The sequence below is a fragment of the Sorangium sp. So ce834 genome (assembly GCF_051521425.1).
Classification (GTDB): Bacteria; Myxococcota_A; Polyangia; order Polyangiales; family Polyangiaceae; genus Sorangium; species Sorangium cellulosum_D.
This window is the reverse complement of sequence record NZ_CP150351.1, coordinates 7,329,541-7,350,743: the sequence shown is the minus strand read 5'-3', so window position 1 is coordinate 7,350,743 and position 21,203 is coordinate 7,329,541. Positions and strand designations below refer to the sequence as shown.

Here is a 21,203-nt window from a genome sequence, read left to right as displayed (position 1 = left end):
GGAGCTACGCCGGCCGCGCCGCGCGGCGGTAGCCCACGCGCTGCACCGCCTCTTCGATGATCGCGTCGCGCGCCTTCGGGTCCACGTCCGCGTCCGGGACGAGCACCAGGCGGTGCGCGAGCGTCGCGGGCGCCATGCCGCGCACGTCGTCCGGCGTCACGAACGGACGCCCGCCGATCACCGCCGCCGCCTTGGCCGCCTGGATCAGCGCGAGCGTGGCGCGCGGCGACGCGCCGAGCAGCACGCGGGGGTGCGTCCGCGTGAAGCCCGTGAGGTTGACCGCGTACTCGTACAGGTCCTCCTCGACGTGGATCCGCCGCGCGACGCCCTGGAGCATGAGGAGGTCCTGGACGGCGAGCGTCGCCCGCGCCCGCGGCGGCTCGACGTTGTGCGCGCGGAGCATCGCCACCTCGTCCTTGTGCTGCGGGTAGCCGAGGCTCACGCGGATGAGGAACCTGTCGATCTGCGCCTCCGGGAGCGGGTAGGTCCCCTCGAGATCGATCGGGTTCTGCGTCGCGAGCACCATGAAGGGCGACGGCAGCTCGAAGCGATCGCCCTCGATCGTCACCTGCCGCTCCTGCATGGCCTCGAGGAGGGCCGACTGCGTCTTCGCCGGGGCGCGGTTGATCTCGTCGGCGAGCACGAGGTTCGCGAAGATCGGGCCGGGGCGCAGCGTGAACGTCCCCTCCTTGGGCGACAGGACGTAGGTCCCGGTGATGTCGGCGGGCAGCAGGTCGGGCGTGAACTGGATCCGCCGGACGGACGCGCCCAGCGCCGCCGCGAACGCCTTGACCAGCGTGGTCTTCGCGACGCCGGGGACGCCCTCCAGCAGCACGTGTCCCTGCGCGAGCAGGGCGGTGAGCATCAGATCGATCGCGCGCGGCGATCCGATGTAAACGCGCGTGATCTCCCGCCGGACCGCCTCGATCCGCTCCCTGGCAGCGGAGATTTCGTCGACGGCGACGGCCTGAACCTGGTTCATCGAGCGCCTTTGTCAGAGGGTGGTGTTGCGGGCTTCGCTTCCGCGGGTGAGGGCCGCGCCTCGAGGGCCGCGGCCAGAGGGGCGGAGGGCGCGCCGGGGTGAGGTCCCCGCGGCGGCTTCCGGCCGTCGGCGCCGCAGGCGGCGAGGACGCTCCGCACGACGCCGGCGGCGTGCAGGAGCGCGGGCCGGGACACGTTCGCCGGCTTGCCGGCGACGACGGACGCTTCGACTCGGTACATGGTGCCCAGTACCTCCTTGAATGCCGAGAGGGCCCGCTCGTCAAGGGCTCCCTCTCGGGCCACGAGCCGCGCGACCACCTCCTGCGGCGGGTTCGTCTCGAGGCCGAAGCGCACGGACAGGGCCTCGAACAGGGCGCTCTTCAGCTCGAGGAACGCGAGCCCGCGCGGGGACGAGGGGGCGGCGAGGACGGCGAAGCGCCCGGCGGCGCCTCCCTGCGCGACGAGCGGCGTGGGGCGGGCGTACCGAGGGAGCGGGCCCCGGTAGGGCCTCGCCGAGGCGCGCGCGGTCCAGATCGCGAGGGCGAGGCCGGCGAGCGCGGCGAGGGCGAGGAGCGCGCCGCCGGGGAGCCCGTCGCGGCGGGCGTCCTCGACGGCGGTCGCGAGCGCCTTGAGCTGCGCGTCGAAGTCCTTGCGGAGCGACGTCTCGCCGCCGAACGAGCTCTCCTCGTCGAACCGGTTCGCGACGATGTAGAGCCGACCTCGGTGCGGCTGAGCTCCATCCTCGTCGACCAGGTAGCGGGTCAGGCCCGAGGCGAAGGCGCGGTTGCCCGGGTACCGGAGCATCATGTTCATCAGCGCGGACGGGTCGCCCATCGCGAAGAGCCGGCCCTTGCCGACCTGCCCGGCGACGGCGACGATCACGTCCGGCTCGCTGAGGGCGCGGATCCGCAGCACGGGCGAGAGGTTCGGGTGCCGGAGGCCGGTCGCGTGGTTCGTGACGAGCCGATCGACGTGGCTGACGACCGGGTGCCGGCCGATCGAGTGGCCCCCGACGGTGTCGGCGACGGGCTCCGCGATGGCGAGCGCGGGGCGGTTCCGGAGCGCGGCGAGCGGCCGGGTCGGCGTCGGGATGCGCTCGATCTGGAACCGCCGGAGCGTGTCGTCGCCGCGGCCGAAGTCGTCGACGATGGCGAGCCGCCCGCCGGCCTTCATGAACGAGGTCGTCTCGTCCGCGTCGAGCGACTGCGTCGGGTGGAGCACGAGGATGCCGTCCTCCGGGCCGATCTGGCTCCAGTCGAGCACAGCGACAGGGTGGACCCTGGCGACGCCGAGCTCCGCGCGTGCGATCTCGAGGAACTCCGAGCACCCCTCCCAGCTCGTGTCGTTCACGTCGAAGGCCGCGCTCGCTGTTCGAGCGGGCGCGAGCAGCGCGATCAGGGCGACGAGCGCCACGAGCGCGGCCCGGAGGGAGCAGGATGTCGCCCGCCGGCGCACCGGCAGACGCCGACGATCCCTATGAAATTCGAAGGATGCGTGCGCAAGCCACGCGCCGTGCCGCGTCATGAGCGCCGCGAACATACCACTGTCGGCCCGAGCGATAACCTTGACCCGCCATCCCACATTGCTAGATTCGCTTCTAAGAGCGGGGTGCTTTCTCCCAGACCTCGTTCCACCAAATCGGCCGAGCACTCTACGAGGTGGAGGGGTTAGTCGATGCTTCCTCCGTTCATCATCGAGCAAATACGGCAGCGCGAAGAAGAGAAGGATCGGTCCCGAAGAGAAGAAATTCGACCGCGCCTCGAGCTGCCGATCGAACGCTACCCTGCACCTCGTCGTCTTCCCGACACGGAAGAGGACGATCCCAACCGGGGCGTCATCATCCTCGACCTGGGTTGACGCCCCGTACACCGCTCCTCCGCGATCTCCGCGGAGACGCCGTCCCAGCGGCAGAGCCCGCGGGATGTCCCCCGAGCCCGCTCCGCTTTCCCCGCAAATCCCGAAACGCCGGCGTCCACGCATCCTCCGATGCGTGCGCGTGACGCTCGGTTTCTCGTCTGAGCCGAGCTCGTCCGGTGAGGAGAGCCGAGCTCGTCCGGTAAGGACGGGATCGCCGCAGGCCCGGATCGCCGCGTCCCTGCGCGGCATGGCAACGGCGGTGCGATGGCGGAAAAGTTGATCGATGTGGGGCTTGCCACGCGTGTGCGGGGTTGACCCGAGGCGGGATCTTCGCCTAGGTTGCGCCCCCACTTCTGGCGCCGGGCACTGAACGAGCTACGCTCCGGCGCCTCAGAGCAGGCCGTGCGCAACGTGAGCACGGGCTCTTCCATTCGATCGAGGTTCTACAGATGGCCGTTCATATTCGCCTCGCCCGCGCGGGCACCAAGAAGACGCCCTTCTACCGCATCGTCGTCGCCGATCAGCGCAGCCCGCGCGGCGGCAGGTTCATCGAGCGGCTGGGCACGTACGACCCGCGCAGGACCGAGATCCGCCTCGACGTGCCCCGCGTGAGGCACTGGATCTCGAACGGCGCCCAGCCGACGCACACGGTGGCGCTGCTCCTGAAGCACCCTGGGCTCGCCCAGGCGGCCGCCCCGGCGGACGCCGCGAAGTAGCATGGCCTCCTCGACGTCTCCGCTGGTCGATCTCGTGGCGCTCGTCGCCCGCGCGCTGGTCGACCAGCCGGACCGGGTCGTCGTGCGCGAGGTCGTGGGCGACCGCTTCCCCAGGATCGAGCTGACGGTCGCGCGCGAGGACATCGGCAAGGTGATCGGCAAGGACGGGCGCACCGCGCAGTCGATCCGGACGTTGCTGAGCGCCGCCGCGAGCAAGTCGGGGCGGCGCGCGCACCTCGACATCCTCGACTGAGACGAGCCCGACGTGGAGCGACGCTACGTTCCCGTCGCGGAGGTCTCCCGGCCGCACGGCGTCCAGGGGGAGCTACGGCTCCGCGTCTACAACGAGGGTTCCGACCTCCTCCTCACGCGGCCGCCGATCCGGCTGCGCTTCCCGGACGGCTCCGAGCGGGACGCGAAGATCGCCGCGGCGCGCCCGGTCGACAAGGCGCTGCTCGTGCGGATCGCCGGGACCGACGACCGGGACGCGGCCGAGGCGCTGCGCGGCGCCGCGGTGTGCGTGCCGCGCGATGCGTTCGCGCCGCTCGCCGAGGGCGAGTTCTACGCGTGCGACATCGAGGGGGCACGCGTGCTGACCCCCGAGGGCGACCTGATCGGGCACGTGAGGTCGCTCCAGTCGTATCCGACCTGCGACGTGCTCGTCGTGGAGAGGAGCGGCGCAGATCCGCTCGAGATCCCGCTGACCGAGAGCTTCGTCGGCAGCGTGGACGCAGAGCGGCAGATCGTTCAGCTGGTGACGCTGGAAGGCCTCGTCTGAGCCGCCGTCCGGCGCGAGGCGGCCCGCCGCGGCAGGTTCGATGCGCATCGATGTAGTGACCCTGTTTCCCGAGCTCTTCGAGGGATTTCTTGCGATCGGCATGGTCGGGCGCGCGCTCGCCTCGGGCGCGCTCGCCGTCCGGACGCGCAGCCCGCGCGAGTTCGGCCTCGGCCGGCACCGGAGCGTGGACGACACGCCCTACGGCGGCGGCTCCGGCATGGTGATGCGCGTCGACTGCATCGTCCGCTGCCTGGAGGCGCTCGACGAGGCAGCCGCGGAGGGCGGCGCGCCTCCCGGCGCTGAGGGAGCGCCCCCGGCCCCTGCGCCGCGGGCGCACCGCGTGCTGCTCACGCCGCAGGGGCAGCCGTTCCGCCAGGAGAAGGCGATCGAGCTCGCGGCGCGCCCTGCCGTCGCGCTCGTGTGCGGACGGTACGAGGGGTTCGACGAGCGGGTGCGCGCGTTCATCGACGAGGAGATCTCGCTCGGCGACTTCGTGATGACGGGCGGCGAGGTGGCGGCGATGGCGGTGATCGACGCGTGCGTGCGCTTGCTCCCGGGCGTGCTCGGCAACGCCGTGTCGGCGGAGCACGAGTCGCACAGCCCCGCGATGTCCGGGCTGCTGGAGTACCCGCAGTACACGCGCCCGGTGGAGTTCCGCGGGCACAAGGTCCCCGAGGTGCTGCAGCAGGGCAACCACGCGGCCATCGCTCGCTGGCGACGCGCGCAGGCAGAGCAGCGCACGGCCGAGCGCCGCCCCGACCTGTGGCGCAAGGCGCGCGGAGGAGAGCCTCCGCCGAGCCCTCCGCCGAGCCCTCTGCCGAACGATTGCGGCGAGGTGCGGCGATGAGGCTGTCGCTCGCGCTCGTCCACTACCCGGTGCTCGACCGCGCCGGCGAGGCGGTGACCACCGCGATCACGAACCTCGACCTGCACGACATGGCGCGGAGCGCGCGCACGTACGGCGCCGAGCGGCTGTTCGTCGTGCACCCGGTCGCCGCCCAGCGCGCGCTGGCAGAGCGCATCAAGGAGCACTGGGTGCTCGGGTCCGGCAGGCGTCGGATCCCGGATCGCGCAGTCGCCCTCGACGTGCTGGCCGTGGTCCCCAGCCTGGAGGACGTGTACGGCGCGCTGAGCAGCGAAGGGCGCGCCGGCGTCGAGGTCTGGACGACCGCGGCGGCGTCGCGAGGGCTCCCGGTGACGAGCTACGCAGAGACCCGCGCGCGCCTCGCGCAGGCGAGCCGCCCCGTGCTGATCCTGTTCGGCACGGGTTGGGGCCTCACGCCCGAGATCATCGCCGACGCCGACCTCCGGATCGAGCCCATCCGGGCGGCCGCGAGCACCGGCTACAACCACCTGAGCGTGCGCGCGGCGTGCGCGATCACGCTCGACCGGCTGCTCGGCGACCGGCACGACGGGTGAGCGCTCGCGGCGCGCGCGGCGAGCGTGGTGCCAGCGCCGCCGCCGGCCCCGCGGTCCATGCTACGGCCATGAGCGAGCGCGAGGACCATCGCCCCGAGGAGGAGGCGAGCTCGGATCTGCGGACGCACGATCGGCTCGTGCGCGAGCAGGCGTTCGCGCTCGGGTTCGACGTCGTCGGCGTCGCGCGCGCGGACGAGCCGCTCGGGGTGGAGCACGCGCGGTACCTCGAGTTCATCGAGCGCGGCATGCACGGCGAGATGCGCTACCTCGCGGAGCACGCGGCGCAGCGGCGCCGGCTGGACACCGACGCGATCCTCGAGGGGGCGCGCTCGGTCGTGTGCGTCGGCCGCAGGTATGCCCGGCCCAAGGACAGCGAGGGGCGCGACCCGCCGCTCGCGCAGACGGTCGCGCGGTACGCGCGCGGGCAGGACTACCACAACCACCTGAAGCGCCGGCTGCGGCGGCTCGCGTCGTTCATCCGATCGCTCGCGCCGTCCGTCCTCGCGCGCCCGCTCTGCGACGTCGAGCCGGTGATGGAGCGCGTCTGGGCCGCGCGCGCCGGCATCGGCTTCGTCGGCAAGAACGGGCTGCTCATCACGCCGGGGCAGGGGAGCTATCAGCTGCTCGGCGAGGTGGTGACGACGCTGCCGCTCGTCCCCGACGTGCCCATCGCGGAGCGCTGCGGCTCGTGCACGCGCTGCCTCGACGCGTGCCCGACGCAGGCGTTCGACGCGCCCTTCGTGCTCGATCCGCGGCGCTGCGTCGCGTACCTGACCATCGAGCAGCGCAGCGCGCCCGCCGAGGAGCTGCGGTCGGGCGTGGGAGAGCACCTCTTCGGCTGCGACGTTTGCCAGGAGGTCTGCCCGTTCAACAGGACCGCGCCGCCGCCCCTCGAGCGCACCGCGCCGTTCCATCCGCTGTCGCGATGGGAGGGGCGGGACGTCGACGACCTCGCGTCGCTGGACGAGCAAGGGTTCGAGGCGCTGACCGTCGGGACGCCGGTGAAGCGCGCGCGGCGCGGCGGGCTCGCCCGGAACGCGGCCATCGTCGCCGCGAACCGGCTCGCGCGCGGCGCGGAGGGCGACGTCGCGGAGCGCGCGGAGCGCGCGCTCGCCGCGGCGCTCGCCCACGACGACCCCGAGGTGCGCGCCGTCGCCGCGTGGGGCATGCGCCGCGCGGGCCGCGGCGAGCCGGCGAGCCCGGCCGCGCCGGAGCCTGCCGGTCCGCTCGACGAGCCCGGCGCCGGTTGAAGCGCCGTGGGCGCCGGGGCTCGGGGTCGATCCGGCGCGCGGCGTAAAGGCGCAGCGGTGCTCGGGCGCCCTTCGCGGGCGGCCGAGGATCCGCTACGGTGTCCGCCGGCAAGACGCCGCGCGCACGAGCACGAACGTGGATCTCCCTTCCAGGCTCCGAGCGCTCCTCGACGATCTGCGCCAGCACGATTCCGTCCTCTGGCGGCGTGCGGTGGACGCCGGGGTGACCTACGGCCCAGACCTCCTCGTCCGGCACAGCCCTGCGCTGTTCGGGCTCGTCTTCGGGGCCGTGCTGCCGGAGCAGCGGAGGGCCGTGCGCAGGAACCTGCGGCTGGCGCTCGGCGAGCGCGGCGCGCTCGACGAGTACCGGGACGTCGCGCGGGTGTTCATCAACTTCGCCAGCTGCCTCACCGACGCGTTCATCGCCGGCAGCAACCGGCCCGACCGGCTCACCGGCCTGTGCGTGAACGACGAGCACTTCACGAGCGCATACCGGCGCGGCCTCGGCGTGATCGTCGTCACGGCGCACACCGGCGGGTGGCAGGCCGCCGCGCCGCTGCTGCGCTCCGTGCACACCGCCGACGTGCTGATCGTGATGCAGCGCGAGCGCGACAGCCGGGCGCAGGCCATCCAGGACGGCACGCGCGATCGGGTCGGCGTGCGGATGCAGCACGTGGACGACGATCCGCTCGCGGTGCTCCCGCTGCTCGCGCACCTGCGGCGGCAGGGCGTCGTGGCCATCCAGATCGACCGGCTCCCGTCCGGGATGCGCGGGCGCGACGTCGAGCTCTTCGGCATGCCCTGGCGCGTCCCGGAGGGGCCGCTCCAGCTCGCCGCGGCGAGCGGCGCGCCGATCGTCCCGGTGTTCACCCGGCGGACCGGCTTCATGGAATACGAGATCTGCATCGCCCCGCCCGTCTCGCTGCCCAGGAGGCCGGGGCCGTCCGAGCTCGACGTCGCGGCGCGGCAGATCACGGCGGAGATGGAGCGCTTCCTGCGGGAGAACCCGACGCAGTGGTTCCACTTCGAATAAATCAAGGATTTAAAGCCTCAAATGAGAAATCGCGCCGCGGTCGGCCATGCGCTGCATCGGCGCGCAAGCTGGGCTAAGAGTGCGCGCTGATGGCCCGCCTCCTCGTCGGACTGCCCTCGCTCAAGGGGGATATCCAGAAGTACAAAGATCGCTTCGATCTGGTCGAGCTCCGTCCGGTCGATACCTCGTTGCCCCGCGCGACCACGCTGCGCAAATGGCGCAAGGCGGTGCCGCCGGGCTTCGTCTTCAGCGTCGTGCTGCCGCGCGTGGTCGGCGAGCTCGCGGCCGGGAAAGAGCTCGACGAAGCGCTGTCGACCTCGCTCGAGGTGGCGGCCGTGCTGGAGGCCCGGTGCGTCGTGCTCCAGACGCCGGCGTCGCTCCGCCCCACGGCGAGCAACCGCAAGAAGCTCGCGGCGCTCTTCGAGCGCCTGCCCGCCGAAGGGGTCGTGCGCTGCTGGGAGCCCGCAGGGATCTGGGAGCGCGACGACATCGTCGCGACCGCGCGCGCCGCGAAGGTCATCCCGGTGCTCGACGTCGCCCGCGACGCGGCGCCGCCCGGGCCGATCGTCTACACACGGCTGCGCGCGCTCGGAAAGTCCTCGTCGATCGGGGCGGCCGCGCTCGAGCGCGTCGCCGATCGCCTGCGCGGGCGGCGTGAGGTGTTCCTTGTCGTCGAGGGAGACCGCGCGTCCCAGATCAAGTCCCAGCTCGCGGCGTCGCTCGCGCGCAAGCTCGATCGCTCGACGGCCTCGGCCGTGGTAAGGCCTACCATGCCCATGCCGAACACCCTCGTCGCCGAGGACGAGGAGCAGTGATCCGCGGCGCGGCGGCCACGGCGAGCGACGCCTCCGCGGCTTCGGCCGCGCGGGCCGCGCTCGAGTCGTCCGGCAGCGCGATCGACGCGATCGTCGCCGGCTTCTTCGCGGCGGCTGGCGCGCAGCCCGACGTGCTGCTCGCGCCCGCCGTGGCGCTCGCAGCCGGCGTCGGCGTGGGCGCGCGGGCCTTCGATGGCCGGGCGATCCAGCCCGGGCGCGGCGCGCCGCGGCCGCGCGGGTTCGTCGACGGGCAGAGCGTGCCGGAGGCCGCGCGCGTCGCGGTTCCGCGCTCGCTCGGGATGCTGGTGCTGCTGCACGGCTACCTCGGCCGCGCGCGGCTCCGCGAGCTGGTCCGCACGGGCGTGGCCGCGGCCGAGCGCGCGGGCGCGAGCGGGCGCGCCGCGCTGCTCCGCGAGGTCGGCTCGCTCGGCGCGGTGGCGCTGCGGGCGCGCGACGTGGAGCGGGCGCTGCTCGCCGTGGGCGGGCCGGTCGCTGGCGGGACGCTGACCGCCGAGGACCTCGCCGAGGCGGTCCCCGCCGAGGTGGAGGCCGCATCGACCACGCTCGCGGAGGGCGCGACGGCGCTCCAGGCGCCGTGGCCGGTCGGGGATCAGGTGCGGCCCGCGGACGCCATCGTCGCCTGCGACGGCTGGGGCACGATCGCAGCGCTGGCCTACGCGCGCACCGACGACGGGATCGCCGTGCCCGAGCTCGACATCGTGCTCGGCCGCGACGCCGTCCCGGTGCGCCGCGGGATCACGCGCCTCGCGCCCGGCACGCCCCTGCCGGCGGCGGCGCCGATCGCGATCCTCCAGCGCAGCGCCTTCGCGGCCGCGGTCGCGCTGACCGGCAGGCCCAAGCTCGAGGTGAACGCCCTCGGCGCGCTCCTCCGTGGCACCGCGCTCGAGGCGGCCCTCCACGACGTCCGCACGCAGCTGAGCGCCGCCGGCGCCCTCGCCGTCCTGCGCGACGACCGCGACGCGCGCGCGGCCCACCTCGCGCCCGGATTCTCGGCAGGAACAGGGACGCCGCCGGCAGAAGGCTGAGGCGGCGTCGGCGCCGGGGGGGCGCGCGGAGAAGACTGAGGCGGCGCCAGCGCCGAGGGGCGCCCGGAGCGTCCGGGGCTGGCGCTCGAGAGGGCCGACCGAGCCCAGCGCGTCGGCGCGGGCCGTGCGGCGCTCGACCGGGAAATGAAAAACCGCCAGGGCGCTAAGGACGCCAGGAGGAGAACGTTTGGCTCTCCTGGCGTGCTTGGCGTCCCGGCGGTCTCTGGCTCAGGTCGCTGTCGACCGGCGTGCTGCCCGGGCGCGACCGGGCTCCGCGCCAGCTAGAGCGTGACGCCGTGGCGCTTCGCGTAGGCGACGACGCCGATCTTGTCGATCGTGCGGATGTCGCGCGTCGTGAGGTTGAGCTTCACGAAGCGGTTGAGCTCGGGGACCCAGACGCGCCGGGTCTGGATGTTCACGAGCTGCCAGCGCTTCGTCTTGATGTTGGAGTGGGAGACATTCTGCGCCAGAAGCTTCCGCTTCCCAGTGATGTCGCTCTTCGCCATGACGTCCTCGGTTGGGAGGGGACCGACCTCGGTACCCTGACCCTAGTTCGATCAAGCTGGCCGAACGCACGCCCTGCGCGGGGGAGCAGGGGGGCTCGGGAGCGCGGGAAAGTGAAGGAAGCCGGGGGACATGTCAAGCGTCCACCGAGGGTATCTCGCCGCAACGCACCGGAGATCGCCCGCGGAGCGGTCGAGGGATGGCCCGCGCAGGCCTAGGTGAGCCACTCGCCGCCCGAGGGCGGCCGGCGATCCCCGCCTTCCTTGTCGTTCTCGGGGCGGTGCAGGTCGATGCGCCGGGCGTCGGCGGCAAGGCGCCAGGCCAGGATCTGGAAGAGGCCGAGGCTCGTGAGCGCGGACGTCGCGGCGAACGCCAGGCCCGCGGACAGCACGCTGACGAGGTCGCGCGGCGTGACGGCGCCGAGCTGGGCGAGCCTGCCGACGACCAGGTCGGCCATGAAGGCGAGCACCACCGCGACCGCGAGGGACGAGCCGGCGCCGGTCGTCTCCGCCCCCATGAAGCCGGTGAGGCTGGACAGCACCGCCAGGATCACCATCAGGGCGCCGAGCTGGGCCAGGTGCGGCTCGAGCAAGGTGAGCTGCGCGGCGGCGTGCCCGAACGAGGGGAGCGCGACGAGGAACGCGGCGACGAGCAGCCAGCGCGCGCCGGCGTACGCCCGGTAGCGGGACCGGAAGACGAGCGCCGCCGGGAGCGCTATCGCCGCCACGGCCCGGGCGGCGCCCCAGCCGACCGCGGGACCGGAGCTCTGGAGGCCGATGACGGTCGCGATCGTCCCCAGCACCACCATCGCGATGGCGCGCTGCCGGTAGCTCACCGACGTGAGCGCGGTGAACAGCGCGACGATGCCCAGCACGAACGCGGGCGGGCCCGCGACGACGCCGTCCGGACGGAGCCCCGCGACCGACAGGCCGCCGAACAGAAGGAAGCCCACGCCCACCACGGCGCACCAGACCCGGGCCGCGTCCTGCGCCGGACGCATCGGCGCCAGGTCCTCCATGAGCGCCTCGGACGCGAGCAGCGGCTTGGTGACATGCTCGCGCTGGCTCGGGGGCGGCTCCTCGATCGTGATGGCCGGGCTCGACCCCGAGAGCCGCTCGGCCTGCGCGGCGCCGACCGGCGCCGCGGAGGGCGGCTCGACCTGAGCGGCGCCGACCGGCGCCGCGGAGGGCGGCTCGACCTGAGCGGCGCCGACCGGCGCCGCGGAGGGCCGCTCGGCCGCGCCGTCGCCGGCCGCGGCGCCCTCCGGCTGGGCTGGTGCTGCCTTGTCCCGTTCGGCGATCGCGCGACGGCTCGCTGGCGGGCGGTCGCGGTTCGCCTCTCCGTAAGGCTTTTCCATTGATGGAGCTGGATCAGATCTCACGGGCGTCGAAGGGGTTCTTGCGGAGCTGCCCGAGCAGCTCGGCCGAGGTGAGCCGCGCGACCAGGGTGCGCCCGAAGTCTCGCACGGCAGTGAATCCTTGCCCATCCATGGCGAGGGATTGCTCGTCCATGTACAGCCGGCGCGCAATCTCGATCTGCACGGCGTGGACGGCACGGTGCGGTTGGCCGTAGTGCGAGGTGCTGAAGCCGCCCTTGTAGGGGTCGTCGTGGCGCACCGAGAAGCGGCAGGCGCGCGCGTGCTGATCGACGGCGTCGATCACCGCGCTCGCGGCGGTCGTCCGCCCGCGCGTGCCGGGGACGATGTCGGCCCGGCCGACCGCGCCCTCGGCGTGGCCGCGGCGGCTCTGGCTGGGCATCGAGTGCGCGCAGAGCAGGATCGCGAAGCCGAAGCGCTCGCGCTTGCGGGCGAGGATCGCGCTCAGGGTGCGGTGGTACGGGCGGTAGAAGCGGTCGAGCCGGCGCTCCACCTCGCGCCGCGGGAGCCGGGCGACCAGGACGGGCTCGCCGTCCGTGGTCACGCGCCAGATGAGCCCCCGCGGGAACGGCGCGCGGCCGCCGCCCTCGACCGCGTCGCCGTCGCAGTCGGCCTCGCTGCGGTTGAGATCGACGACCAGCCGGCTCATCCGCGAGAACAGGAGCGTCGCCCCCTCGGCCGGGGCGTCCTGGAACAGCGCGTCGACGTACAGATCGGCGTCGCGCCCGATGCTGCGCGCAGGCGCGACGGTCCAGGACAGCGACTCGGGATCCATGTGGACACCCGCGTGCGGTACTTCGACGAGGACCGGGCTTTCCGCTCCGGGGGGCTCGACGACCTCGAAGGGTGACACCACGGGGCTCACTGTGACGCATTCCGCGTCCGGCTGGAATCAGGACGGGGCGGGACGGGGCAGGACGGGGAGGTTCCAAGCCGGAAGGAAGGAAGAAGTGTTGCCGTCCAGGGCGTCCTGGGTGCATCTGCTCCGCCCGGCTTTCTGGCGTACTTGGCCGCTTTCGCTGTAGCGTTGGCCGTGGATCTCGCGACCTGGGTGGACGCCTACCTGGACCATCTCCGCGTCGAGCGGGCTCTTTCGCCCCTGACGCTCGAAGCGTACGGCCACGATCTCGCCAAGCTGGTCGCCCATGCGGACGCGGCAGGGATCGCGTCCGTCGACGGGCTCGACCAGGCGCTGATCGGCACCTACCTGGTCGCGCTCGGCCAGGCGGGCATCAGCGCGAGCTCGGCGGCTCGCCACCTCTCCGCGGTCCGCGGGTTCATCCGCTTCCTGCTCCGCGAGCGCCGCATCGAGCGGGATCCGTGCGCGCTGATCGAGCGACCCAGGGTCGGGCGGCGGCTGCCCAAGGTGCTCTCGTTCGACGAGATCGCGCTCCTCATCGAGGCGCCCGAGCAGGCGACGTTCAAGGGGCTGCGCGATCGCGCGATGCTCCACGTGATGTACGCGGCCGGCCTGCGCGTCAGCGAGGTGGTGCGCCTCAAGCTGTCGGACATCGAGCGGCGCAAGGGGATCGTGACGGCGCTCGGCAAGGGCGGGAAGCGGCGGCTCGTGCCGCTCGGCGAGCCGGCGCTCGCGGCCATCGATGCCTACCTGGAGGTGCGCGCGACGCACCCGCGCAGCGCGGCGACGCAGGTGCTGTTCCTGTCGCCGCGCGGCGGGCCGCTCACCCGGCAGGCGGTGTGGAAGCTCCTCGGCGGATACGCGCGCGCCGTGGGCATCGCCAAGCCGAGCTCACCGCACAAGCTCCGCCACTCCTTCGCGACGCACCTGCTCGAAGGGGGCGCGGATCTCCGGAGCGTCCAGGCGCTCCTCGGCCACGCGAACGTGGTGACGACCGAGATCTACACGCACCTCGCCGACGACCACGTGCGCGCCGCCTACCGGCGCGCGCACCCTCGCGCGTGAGCGCGCGGACCGCGGCTACTTGCAGCGCTTGAGGAACTTACCGCACGGCTTGTTCGTGGCCTGCCCCGCGGGCTGCGCCGGCGCCGGCGGGATCTCGGTGAGCTGGAACTCCTGCACGAGCGGCGTGCCGGCCTTGACGACGACGCTCGTGCTGCGCGCGATGTAACCGGTGCGCCTGACGCTCACCTTGTGCACGCCCGGCTTGAGCCCGAGCTCGACCTCCGGGGCCTGGGTCGTCTTGCCGTCGATCGTGATCTCCTCGCACGCGACGGGCTTGCAGGAGATCTTCACGAGCGGGTCGGCCGGGGCGCCCGCGTCGGCCGGGGCGCCGGCGTCGATCGGGGGCGCGTCGGCCGGGGCGCCGGCGTCGGCCGGCGGCGCGGTCGCGGCCGGCGCGGTCGGCGTGGGCTCGGCCGTCGGCGCGGGGACCACGGCGGACGCCGTGGCCGACGCGCTCGGGCTCGGCTGCGGCTCTTCCCGGCGATCCATGACGTACCACGCGGCGGCGGTGCCCCCGACGAGCAGCACCGCGACGACGCCCACCGTCAGCGACGCCGCCTTGCCCCAGGGCGACCGCGGCGCGGTGACCGCGGTCATCATCGCCATGGGGCTCTTCGGAGGCGCGGCGGGGGCGCCCTGGGCCGGAGGCGGCGGCGCCTGCGCGAGGCTCGCGTCGGCCGGAGGCTGCGGCGACGACGACGCGGCCGGCGATGGCGTCGGCGCGGGCGAATACGGTGAGGGCGGCGGCCCGGGGGAGAACGGCGTGGGGGGCGGCGCGGGCGCGAACGGCGAGGCGGCCAGCTGCGTCGCGTCGGGCGCCGGCATCGGCGCGGGCGCGCCCGCCGCGGCGACGGCGTGCGCCGGCGGGACGGGCGCGTTCGCGGCGATGCCGGCGTGGGCCGGCGGCTCGTTCACCGAGGGGGACAGGGCGAGCGTCGAGCCGACCTCGATCGCCGCGGCCGAGAAGCCGCTGAGCATGGCCGCGAGCTCGCTCGCGGAGCGGAAACGCTCGCGCGGATCGTGCGCCAGCGCGCGCGCGAAGGCGGCGTCCAGCACGGGGCTCACCGGAACGCCGAGCTCCGCCGCGCGCGCCGACGCGGAGGGGCGCGGCGCCATGATCTCGCGCTGCCAGGCCGGCACGTCGACCTGACCCTGGCAGGAGCGCCAGTACGAGCGGCCGGTGAGCGCGAAGAAGGCGACCAGCGCCGCGGAGAAGATGTCCGCGGCGGGGCCCGCGGGGGCGCCCGGCTGCAGCTGCTCGGGCGCGAGCCACGGGGCGGCGAGGACGTAGCCCTCCGACGTCGGCACCATGCTCCGCGCGAGGGACGGCCCGAAGTCGGTGACCTTCACGCTGCCCGGAGCGCTCGGGTCGAGGAACAGGTTCGTCGGCTTGAGGCCGTGGTGGGGCACCTCGCGCGCGTGCGCCGCGTCGAGCACCGCCGCGAGCGAGCGGAGCATCGAGCCGACCTCCTCGAAGCTCAGCGGCCGGCGCAGCGCGAGCTCCGCGAGCGACGGGACGTGGATCATGTCCGTCACCGTGAAGGGCGCGGCCGTCGCCGGGTCGTAGCCGGCCTCGAGGATGTGCGCGACGAGCTCGTGCGGCAGCCGATTCGTCTCGGCGACGTACCGCTGCAGGTGCTGCATCGCGTCCGGCCGCTGGCCGACGATCGGCGAGTACAGCTTGAGGGCGACGTCGCGCGCCTGCGCCGTCACCGCGCGGAAGGTGGCCGTCGCGCCCCCGTAGCCGAGGAGCGAGCGGACGGAGAACCTCCCCGCGACGACGCTGCCCGGCGCGACGTTCGGTGCCGTCACGAGATCACTCCTCCGCGACCGCGATCGACTCGATCGACTGCAGGATGGTCGCGTCGGCGCCGGAGCTGTCGTCGTCCGGCACGAACCCGAGCCCGATCACGATCTCGCCGTCCTTGCCGGTGTCGGCGAAGATCAGCAGCGGGCCCTTCTTGGTCCCGCGCGCGGCGCCCTCCTTCTGCCACAGGCCGATCTTCCTTCCGGCGATCTCCTTGACGTCGTCGGGCTTCTTCCAGTTCACCTTCTTCTTGGGCAAGGTGACGTTGATCTCGTGCGCCAGCGTGTCGAGCGCGGCGTCGCGCTTCTCGGCCGCCTGCTTGCCCTCGCCCGTGTCGACCTGCGCCGTCGCCAGGGCGGGGCCTTCGTCCGCGGCCTGCGCGACCGTGGCGCTCTCTCCCTGGGCGTAGGTCCAGCCCTTCACGGGCGTGAGCACGAGCGAGCTCCCGGCGATCTTCGCCCGGGTCGACTCCTCGGCCTGGCACTGCTCGTCGAGGGCCTTGCATGGCTTCGGGGCAGGCGGGGGCGGAGGCGGAGGCGCCGCGGTCACGGGCGGCTCCGGCGTTACGGGTTGCGGTGGAGGCGGCGAGCTGCACGCCGCGGCGAGCGCCGCCGCAGCGCTCAGCGCCAGGGTGGGCCATCGTCGGAAGAACATTGCGGACGAGCGTTGCAGGACCGGCCCCGGGACGGCAAGTAAAGAGCGATCCCCGGGGGCGGCTTGCGCCGCGGGGCGCGGCCGGGGCCGCATGGAACGGCGAGCGCGCCGGGCGGCTGCTCCGGCGCGCTCGCGGGGTGCAGGGGCTACTTGACGACGGCGCCGACGTCCTGCTCGACCTGCTCGGCGACGCCCACCGGCACCTTGCCGTAGAGGCGGGTGCGCTCCGTGACCAGGAAGTAGTCGGGCTTGCCGCTCGCCCCGGGGGGCCCCTTCACGAGCTCGGCGAAGCCGATGTCGCCCGAGCGGCCGGCGTACTCGACCCGCACCACGACCTCCTTCTGCTCCGGGAGCGCGGCCACGTACTCGGTGGGACGCAGGCGGTCGAGCTTGCTCATCCAGTTGCCGACGGTCTCGTCCTTCTGCTCGGGGCTCGCCGGATCGGCCCAGAACTTCTTGCCCTCATCGCCGCTGCGCGTGAGCTCGCGGCGCTTGTCGCCGACGATCACGCGCGCCTGGGCGACGTCGACGTCCTTCCACTCGTGCAGCTCCCGCTCCATGAGCCGCGACTCCGCGGTGTCGAGATCGCGGTAGATGTCGCCCTTGATCGCGTACACCTCGCCGGTGGCCTCGTCGCGCGCGTAGCGGTCCGCGCCGCCGGGCGTCGGGCCGCCGACGACCAGCTTGCGCTCTCCGCCGCGCAGCTTGACGGTGAGCGTGCCCTCCGGCTCGGCCAGGCCGAACTCGCTGGCGCGGTCGTCCCCGATGCGGCCGACGGAGCGCAGCGCCTTCAGCGGCGCGATCGCCTCGGCGAGCTTGTTGCCGGCGGTCACCGACACGAAGCTGGTCGTCTTCACCGTCGGCTCCTGCTCCGCGGGCGGCTCGTCCTCCGCCTCGTCGCCGTGGCCGTGGACGTCGTCCTTCGGCTTCTCGGCCGGGGGCGTCGCCTTGCGCTCGGTCGTGCCGACGAAGTAGCGGCCGTCCTTGTCCTTCTTCGCCTCGAGGACGACCGTCTTCGACTTGGCCTCGAAGGTGATCCGCTCGACGTCCTCGGCCCGGCCGGCCCAGACGGTCACGTCCGCGGCCGAGAGCGCGGCCGCCGTCTTGTCGCGCGTCCAGACGAGGACCGCGAACAACGCCGCGACCACAAGAAGGCCGAGGTGCACGAAAAAGCTGCGATCCAACCTCATGCGCGCCTCCCGCTCGCGCGCCGCCCGCGGCGCGTGATGAAGAGCCCGAGCCCCAGCACCATCGCCGGCGCCACGAGGATCGTGGCCCAGAACCAGACCTGGTCCTTCTCCTTCGTGTGCTCGATCCGGACGTCCTCGTTCGTCGTGATCTCCCCGGCGAAGCTCTCCTCGCCGCCGAGCCACCGGAACGCGTCGAGCGCGAGCACGATGTTGGGCTCGTTCCTGAACGCTGCGTCGCTGAACACGTCGGCGTCGGCGACGACGAACGCGCGCAGCTCCTTCTTGTCCTTGCCGTCGCCGCCGCCGGGCGCGAGCTCCTTCGAGACCGCCGCGGCGAGGTTGTAGGCGCTCCGCTTCTCGCCCTCGTCGAACTTGAAGTTGCCGTTCGCGTCGGCGAACGTCTCGCCCAGCGAGCGGACGACGAAGTCGATCTTCAGGTCGCCGCCGTCGGCCTTGTCGAGCGACGCCGCGCCCGGGAAGATCGTCGGCGCCTGCTGCGCGTGCCGGCTCAAGGTCGAGACCGAGGCGTGCGAGGAGTACCGCGTCGTGACCAGCATCGCCTGGTCCGACTCGTTGAAGCGCCGCCGCACGTAGACCCGATCGTTCGCCAGGACCTCGGGCTTCCACGTGAGGCCCACGGCGCCGGCGAGCGGCGCGAGGTCGACCTTGGCCTCCGGATCGAGCGCGAGCAGGAGGTGCCCGCCCTCGTCGGCGTACCGCTTCACGGTCGCGACCTCCTCCGGCAGGAACTCCTTCTGCGGGCCGAGCACGACGACGACGCCCGCGTCCTTCGGGATCTCGCTGCCGAGCCCCTGCGCGAGCCCGAGATCCTTGACGACGTAGTTCTGGGACTCGAGCAGCTTGCGGAGGTTCTTGGCCGTCCGCCCCTCGGCCGCGTTCGTCGACTCGTTCATCTCGCCGTGGCCGACGGTCATGTACGCGGTGCGCTGCGCGCGGATCACCTTGAGCAGCGCCTTCTGGAAGTCGGCGTCGAGGCTCTTCAGCTTGGCGCCGGCGGCCTTGATGTCGGCGCCGATGTTGAGCGTCTCGCGCGAGGTGTCGCGCGAGAGCACGATCACGCCGTCCTGCGTGACCTTCGCCTCCTTGGCGAGCGCGGGGACGAGCAGCCGATCCTGCATCTCCACGGTGATCTGCGGCGACGCCGCCTTCACCTCGCGCAGGTAGCCCTCGACCTCGGCGCCCACCTCGTTCAGCTGCGGGAAGAAGGCGGTGATCTTGAGCGGCTCGGTCAGGCTCTCGGCGACGCGCTTCGTCGAGTCGCCGGGGCGGGCCGTGCGGTAGTACGAGAAGTCCGCCTTGAGATCGAGCTGGCTCGCGGCGTAGACGAACAGCGCCGAGTAGACCGCGGCGAAGGCGAGCGTCACGCCCGAGAGCGTCGCGGCGCGCACCCGCCGCCCCTCGATGCGCTCGGCGCGCCGCATCGGCGCGAGCGCCGCCTCGCCGAAGAACAGCGGCACCGTCGCGATGACGAGCAGCGCGATCCAGCCGACCGTCGTGGCCGCCTCGACGCGCGCGCGCAGCTCGGGCGCGGCCTGCGAGACGCCGAGCAGGCTGCGCCCCGCGTCGGTCGTCGTGAAGTACGCCGCCACCGCGACGAGCCCGAGCGCCGACAGGATCGCGAGCGCGCGCTCGACGGCGCGGCGCTCGCCCGTCTCGCGCAGGGCGGTCGCGAAGCGCAGCGCGGTGACGAGCGCGAGCGTCAGGAGCCCGAGCCCCGACAGCGCGTAGCGGAGCCCGTCGATCGTGGGCACCACGCGCTCGCCCAGGAAGATGGCGAGGAGCGCGCCCGCGTACGCCGGCACCATCCAGCCCCCGGCGCGCAGCGCGGGCGCCTCGCGCGGCGCGGCGGGCGCCGGCCTCTCGGCCTGGGGCGCCTCGTGCTGCGCGCCCGGCGCGGCGCTCGCGTCCTTGCCGCTGTTCTCGGCCTCGGCGGCCTGAGCGTTCTGGTCCTTCACCGCCACCTCCGTGCCCTCAGGGTGTGGGTCGCGGCGAGCAGGAAGAAGTACGCGACCGCGACGTAGTACAGGACGTTCTCCAGCCGGAGCACGCCGTTCAGGAACGGCTTCTGGTTGAGCGGGTACAGGTTCAGCGCGCTCACGAAGTCGTTGAGCGGCGGCTCCGTCACGCGGGCGACGAGGAACAGGAAGCCGAGCGTCCCGATGATCGCCGCCCCGAGGATGACCGCGATGACCTGGCTCGCCGCCAGCGTCGACGCGAAGAGCCCGATCGCGAGCGACGCGGCGCCGAGCAGCAGCACCCCGGCGTAGCCGACCAGGATGTGCCCGACGGACACCTTGCCGTTCACGAAGATGAGCAGCGGCATGTAGATCGTGATCGCGGTCATCAGGCCGACCAGCGCCAGCGCGGCGAGGAACTTGCCGGCGATGATCTCGCCGTCGCGCACCGGCGCCGTCTTGAGCAGGATGAGCGTCCCGCTCTCGCGCTCGCCGGCGATGAGCCGCATCGAGAGGATGAGCGCCGCGACCATGGTGATGAACGCCGTGCCGTCGAAGAACTTGAGCAGCACCTCGGCCGACAGCCGCGCGCCCGAGCCGAGCGCCGCGACCTGGAAGTAGATGCCGTCGATGAGCAACGCCGCGGCGGCGACGACGTACCCGAGCGGTGACCTCAGGTACGCGGACAGCTCCCGCCGCGCGACGAGCAATGTCCCTCTCATGCTTCCCCCTCGCCTTCCTCCGCCTGCTCGCTCGCAGGGGCCTCGTTCGCCTGGCCGCCGGCCCGCGCCGCGTCGGCCGCGGCGGGCTTCCCCTTCGCCGCCTGCGGCGCGCGCGTCGCGAGCCGCAGGAACACCGACTCGAGCTCGCGCTCGCTCCGCTTGACCTCGAGGATGCCGATCCCCGCCTGCACGAGCTCGGCGCACAGCGCCGCCCGCACGTCGCGATCGGCCTCGACCGCGAAGCTCACGACGTCGCTCCCCGGCTCGGACGTGGGGAGCTGCTCGACGGACGTGACCCCCGCGACCTCGCGCGCCAGCTCGATCGCCTTCGCCGCCTCGCCGCGCGTCACGCGGTAGCCGGCGCCCTCGGCCGCGGGGCCGCGCACCGTGAGCTCGACCCGGACGCCGTGGAGGAGCTTCGCCGACAGCTCCTGCTCGGTCCCCTGCGCGCCGATCTCGCCGTCCCGGATGACGAGGATGCGATCGCAGGTCTCGCTGATCTCGGAGAGGATGTGGCTGGAGAGCAGGATGGTGTGCTCGCCGCGCAGGCTCCGGAGCAGGGCGCGCATCTCGACGATCTGCACCGGATCGAGCCCGCTGATCGGCTCGTCGAGGACGAGCAGCCGCGGCTTGTGCACGATCGCCTGGGCGATGCCGACGCGCTGCTTGTAGCCGTGCGACAGCGCGCTGATCGGGTCGGCGGCGACGTCCTCGAGCTGCGTCACCGCGAGCGCCTCGGCCACGCGCCCGTCGGCCGCGCCGGCGTCGACGCCGCGCAGGCGCGCCGCGAAGTGGAGGAAGGCGCGCACGCTCATCTCGTCGTAGAGCGGCGGCCGGTCGGGGAGGTACCCGATGCGGGACCGCACCTCGTGCGGGTGGTCGACGACATCCAGCCCGTCCACGAGGACCCGGCCCGCGGATGGCAGGAGGTCGCAGGCGAGGATCCGGAGCGTCGTCGTCTTGCCGGCGCCGTTCAGGCCGAGCAGGCCGACGATCTCTCCCGCTTCGATCGAGAACGACAGGGGCCCGATGGCCTTCCGGTCGCCATAGTACTTGTATAGGTCGCTGATTTCGATCACGGCCGTGCACCCCTCCGCACAGGGAAGAAGCTCTCCGCGCCGGCGAATCGGATGCCGCGAAGCGCGGCGGTCCAGGC

Annotated in this window: 22 protein-coding genes; 11 read left to right on the top strand and 11 right to left on the bottom strand. The window is 73.3% G+C overall.

The annotated features are described in order from the left end of the window. Positions 1-4: 4 nt before the first annotated feature. Together WMF20_RS26355 and WMF20_RS26350 are read right to left on the bottom strand one after the other, a co-directional pair. Entirely contained in the window at positions 5-982 is a 978-nt protein-coding gene (locus WMF20_RS26355; RefSeq protein WP_129577008.1) for an AAA family ATPase, read from the bottom strand. After that, positions 979-2,436 (bottom strand): DUF4350 domain-containing protein, encoded by a 1,458-nt coding sequence (locus WMF20_RS26350; protein WP_437604708.1) that lies wholly within the window; start codon positions 2,434-2,436, stop codon positions 979-981. Before WMF20_RS26350 ends, WMF20_RS26355 begins: the two co-directional genes overlap by 4 nt. Before the next feature lie 219 nt (positions 2,437-2,655). On the opposite strand from WMF20_RS26350, the gene WMF20_RS26345 reads away from it, so the two are divergent. The 10 genes from WMF20_RS26345 (at position 2,656) to WMF20_RS26300 (ending at position 9,895) form a co-directional block, all read left to right on the top strand. Beyond that, entirely contained in the window at positions 2,656-2,838 is a 183-nt protein-coding gene (locus WMF20_RS26345; protein WP_080682315.1) for a hypothetical protein, read from the top strand. Between the two features lie 449 nt (positions 2,839-3,287). Further along, on the top strand, positions 3,288-3,554 hold the full coding sequence (gene rpsP, locus WMF20_RS26340) for a 30S ribosomal protein S16 (protein WP_012237071.1): 267 nt from the start codon (positions 3,288-3,290) through the stop codon (positions 3,552-3,554). A gap of 1 nt (position 3,555) precedes the next feature. Next, positions 3,556-3,807, top strand: a complete 252-nt coding sequence (locus tag WMF20_RS26335) for a KH domain-containing protein (RefSeq protein WP_129577006.1) — start codon at positions 3,556-3,558, stop codon at positions 3,805-3,807. 12 nt (positions 3,808-3,819) lie between these two features. Then, on the top strand, positions 3,820-4,332 hold the full coding sequence (gene rimM / locus WMF20_RS26330) for a ribosome maturation factor RimM (protein ID WP_437604707.1): 513 nt from the start codon (positions 3,820-3,822) through the stop codon (positions 4,330-4,332). Positions 4,333-4,372: 40 nt separating this feature from the next. Then, the gene (gene trmD / locus WMF20_RS26325) at positions 4,373-5,179 is read left to right on the top strand and encodes a tRNA (guanosine(37)-N1)-methyltransferase TrmD (protein ID WP_437604706.1); all 807 of its coding nucleotides are present in this window, start codon (positions 4,373-4,375) and stop codon (positions 5,177-5,179) included. Continuing rightward, positions 5,176-5,751 (top strand): RNA methyltransferase, encoded by a 576-nt coding sequence (locus WMF20_RS26320; protein WP_437604705.1) that lies wholly within the window; start codon positions 5,176-5,178, stop codon positions 5,749-5,751. The genes trmD and WMF20_RS26320 overlap by 4 nt, the downstream gene beginning before the upstream one ends. Before the next feature lie 68 nt (positions 5,752-5,819). Then, positions 5,820-7,001, top strand: a complete 1,182-nt coding sequence (gene queG, locus WMF20_RS26315; RefSeq protein WP_437604704.1) for a tRNA epoxyqueuosine(34) reductase QueG — start codon at positions 5,820-5,822, stop codon at positions 6,999-7,001. Between the two features lie 136 nt (positions 7,002-7,137). Beyond that, the gene (locus WMF20_RS26310) at positions 7,138-8,034 is read left to right on the top strand and encodes a lysophospholipid acyltransferase family protein (RefSeq protein ID WP_129577001.1); all 897 of its coding nucleotides are present in this window, start codon (positions 7,138-7,140) and stop codon (positions 8,032-8,034) included. An 89-nt stretch (positions 8,035-8,123) separates the two neighbouring features. Beyond that, positions 8,124-8,849 carry a DUF72 domain-containing protein gene (locus tag WMF20_RS26305; protein ID WP_129577000.1) on the top strand — a complete coding sequence of 242 codons (726 nt, stop codon included), beginning with the start codon at positions 8,124-8,126 and terminating at the stop codon, positions 8,847-8,849. Further along, entirely contained in the window at positions 8,846-9,895 is a 1,050-nt protein-coding gene (locus tag WMF20_RS26300; protein ID WP_437604703.1) for a hypothetical protein, read from the top strand. Before WMF20_RS26305 ends, WMF20_RS26300 begins: the two co-directional genes overlap by 4 nt. A gap of 281 nt (positions 9,896-10,176) precedes the next feature. On the opposite strand, the gene rpmB is transcribed toward WMF20_RS26300, so the two are convergent. The 3 genes from rpmB to WMF20_RS26285 all read right to left on the bottom strand — a co-directional run bounded on the left by rpmB (position 10,177) and on the right by WMF20_RS26285 (position 12,627). Beyond that, positions 10,177-10,401 (bottom strand): 50S ribosomal protein L28, encoded by a 225-nt coding sequence (rpmB, locus tag WMF20_RS26295; RefSeq protein WP_104982632.1) that lies wholly within the window; start codon positions 10,399-10,401, stop codon positions 10,177-10,179. Positions 10,402-10,613: 212 nt separating this feature from the next. Continuing rightward, complete coding sequence (locus WMF20_RS26290; protein WP_437604702.1) at positions 10,614-11,756, bottom strand: hypothetical protein; 1,143 nt, start codon at positions 11,754-11,756, stop codon at positions 10,614-10,616. A 13-nt stretch (positions 11,757-11,769) separates the two neighbouring features. Then, positions 11,770-12,627: an N-formylglutamate amidohydrolase gene (locus WMF20_RS26285; protein WP_437617171.1), complete on the bottom strand. Its 858-nt coding sequence runs from the start codon at positions 12,625-12,627 to the stop codon at positions 11,770-11,772. Positions 12,628-12,807: 180 nt separating this feature from the next. On the opposite strand from WMF20_RS26285, the gene xerD reads away from it, so the two are divergent. Further along, positions 12,808-13,698, top strand: coding sequence for a site-specific tyrosine recombinase XerD (gene xerD, locus WMF20_RS26280; RefSeq protein WP_237244130.1), 891 nt, complete (start codon positions 12,808-12,810; stop codon positions 13,696-13,698). 15 nt (positions 13,699-13,713) lie between these two features. Here the strand turns inward: xerD and WMF20_RS26275 are convergent, their stop codons facing one another. From WMF20_RS26275 to WMF20_RS26250, 6 genes are all read right to left on the bottom strand, one after another. Next, a complete protein-coding gene (locus WMF20_RS26275; protein ID WP_437604701.1) occupies positions 13,714-15,510 on the bottom strand; it encodes a serine/threonine-protein kinase in 1,797 nt (598 codons plus the stop codon). A 4-nt stretch (positions 15,511-15,514) separates the two neighbouring features. Next, positions 15,515-16,159, bottom strand: coding sequence for a hypothetical protein (locus WMF20_RS26270; RefSeq protein ID WP_437604700.1), 645 nt, complete (start codon positions 16,157-16,159; stop codon positions 15,515-15,517). Between the two features lie 146 nt (positions 16,160-16,305). After that, complete coding sequence (locus tag WMF20_RS26265) at positions 16,306-17,349, bottom strand: DUF4340 domain-containing protein (RefSeq protein WP_437604699.1); 1,044 nt, start codon at positions 17,347-17,349, stop codon at positions 16,306-16,308. Further along, positions 17,346-19,325 (bottom strand): Gldg family protein, encoded by a 1,980-nt coding sequence (locus tag WMF20_RS26260; RefSeq protein WP_437604698.1) that lies wholly within the window; start codon positions 19,323-19,325, stop codon positions 17,346-17,348. The genes WMF20_RS26265 and WMF20_RS26260 overlap by 4 nt, the downstream gene beginning before the upstream one ends. Continuing rightward, positions 19,322-20,047: an ABC transporter permease gene (locus WMF20_RS26255; protein WP_129576990.1), complete on the bottom strand. Its 726-nt coding sequence runs from the start codon at positions 20,045-20,047 to the stop codon at positions 19,322-19,324. Before WMF20_RS26255 ends, WMF20_RS26260 begins: the two co-directional genes overlap by 4 nt. Next, positions 20,044-21,126 carry an ABC transporter ATP-binding protein gene (locus tag WMF20_RS26250; protein ID WP_437604697.1) on the bottom strand — a complete coding sequence of 361 codons (1,083 nt, stop codon included), beginning with the start codon at positions 21,124-21,126 and terminating at the stop codon, positions 20,044-20,046. Before WMF20_RS26250 ends, WMF20_RS26255 begins: the two co-directional genes overlap by 4 nt. Positions 21,127-21,203 lie beyond the last annotated feature (77 nt).

Excerpts from the sequence above, each read along its gene's own strand:
- WMF20_RS26355 (WP_129577008.1), bottom strand. The coding sequence starts at position 982 with ATGAACCAGGTTCAGGCCGTCGCCGTCGACGAAATCTCCGCTGCCAGG.
- WMF20_RS26345 (WP_080682315.1), top strand. The coding sequence starts at position 2,656 with ATGCTTCCTCCGTTCATCATCGAGCAAATACGGCAGCGCGAAGAAGAG.
- rpsP (WP_012237071.1), top strand. The coding sequence starts at position 3,288 with ATGGCCGTTCATATTCGCCTCGCCCGCGCGGGCACCAAGAAGACGCCC.
- WMF20_RS26335 (WP_129577006.1), top strand. The coding sequence starts at position 3,556 with ATGGCCTCCTCGACGTCTCCGCTGGTCGATCTCGTGGCGCTCGTCGCC.
- trmD (WP_437604706.1), top strand. The coding sequence starts at position 4,373 with ATGCGCATCGATGTAGTGACCCTGTTTCCCGAGCTCTTCGAGGGATTT.
- WMF20_RS26320 (WP_437604705.1), top strand. The coding sequence starts at position 5,176 with ATGAGGCTGTCGCTCGCGCTCGTCCACTACCCGGTGCTCGACCGCGCC.
- queG (WP_437604704.1), top strand. The coding sequence starts at position 5,820 with ATGAGCGAGCGCGAGGACCATCGCCCCGAGGAGGAGGCGAGCTCGGAT.
- WMF20_RS26305 (WP_129577000.1), top strand. The coding sequence starts at position 8,124 with ATGGCCCGCCTCCTCGTCGGACTGCCCTCGCTCAAGGGGGATATCCAG.
- rpmB (WP_104982632.1), bottom strand. The coding sequence starts at position 10,401 with ATGGCGAAGAGCGACATCACTGGGAAGCGGAAGCTTCTGGCGCAGAAT.
- WMF20_RS26290 (WP_437604702.1), bottom strand. The coding sequence starts at position 11,756 with ATGGAAAAGCCTTACGGAGAGGCGAACCGCGACCGCCCGCCAGCGAGC.
- WMF20_RS26270 (WP_437604700.1), bottom strand. The coding sequence starts at position 16,159 with ATGTTCTTCCGACGATGGCCCACCCTGGCGCTGAGCGCTGCGGCGGCG.
- WMF20_RS26265 (WP_437604699.1), bottom strand. The coding sequence starts at position 17,349 with ATGAGGTTGGATCGCAGCTTTTTCGTGCACCTCGGCCTTCTTGTGGTC.
- WMF20_RS26255 (WP_129576990.1), bottom strand. The coding sequence starts at position 20,047 with ATGAGAGGGACATTGCTCGTCGCGCGGCGGGAGCTGTCCGCGTACCTG.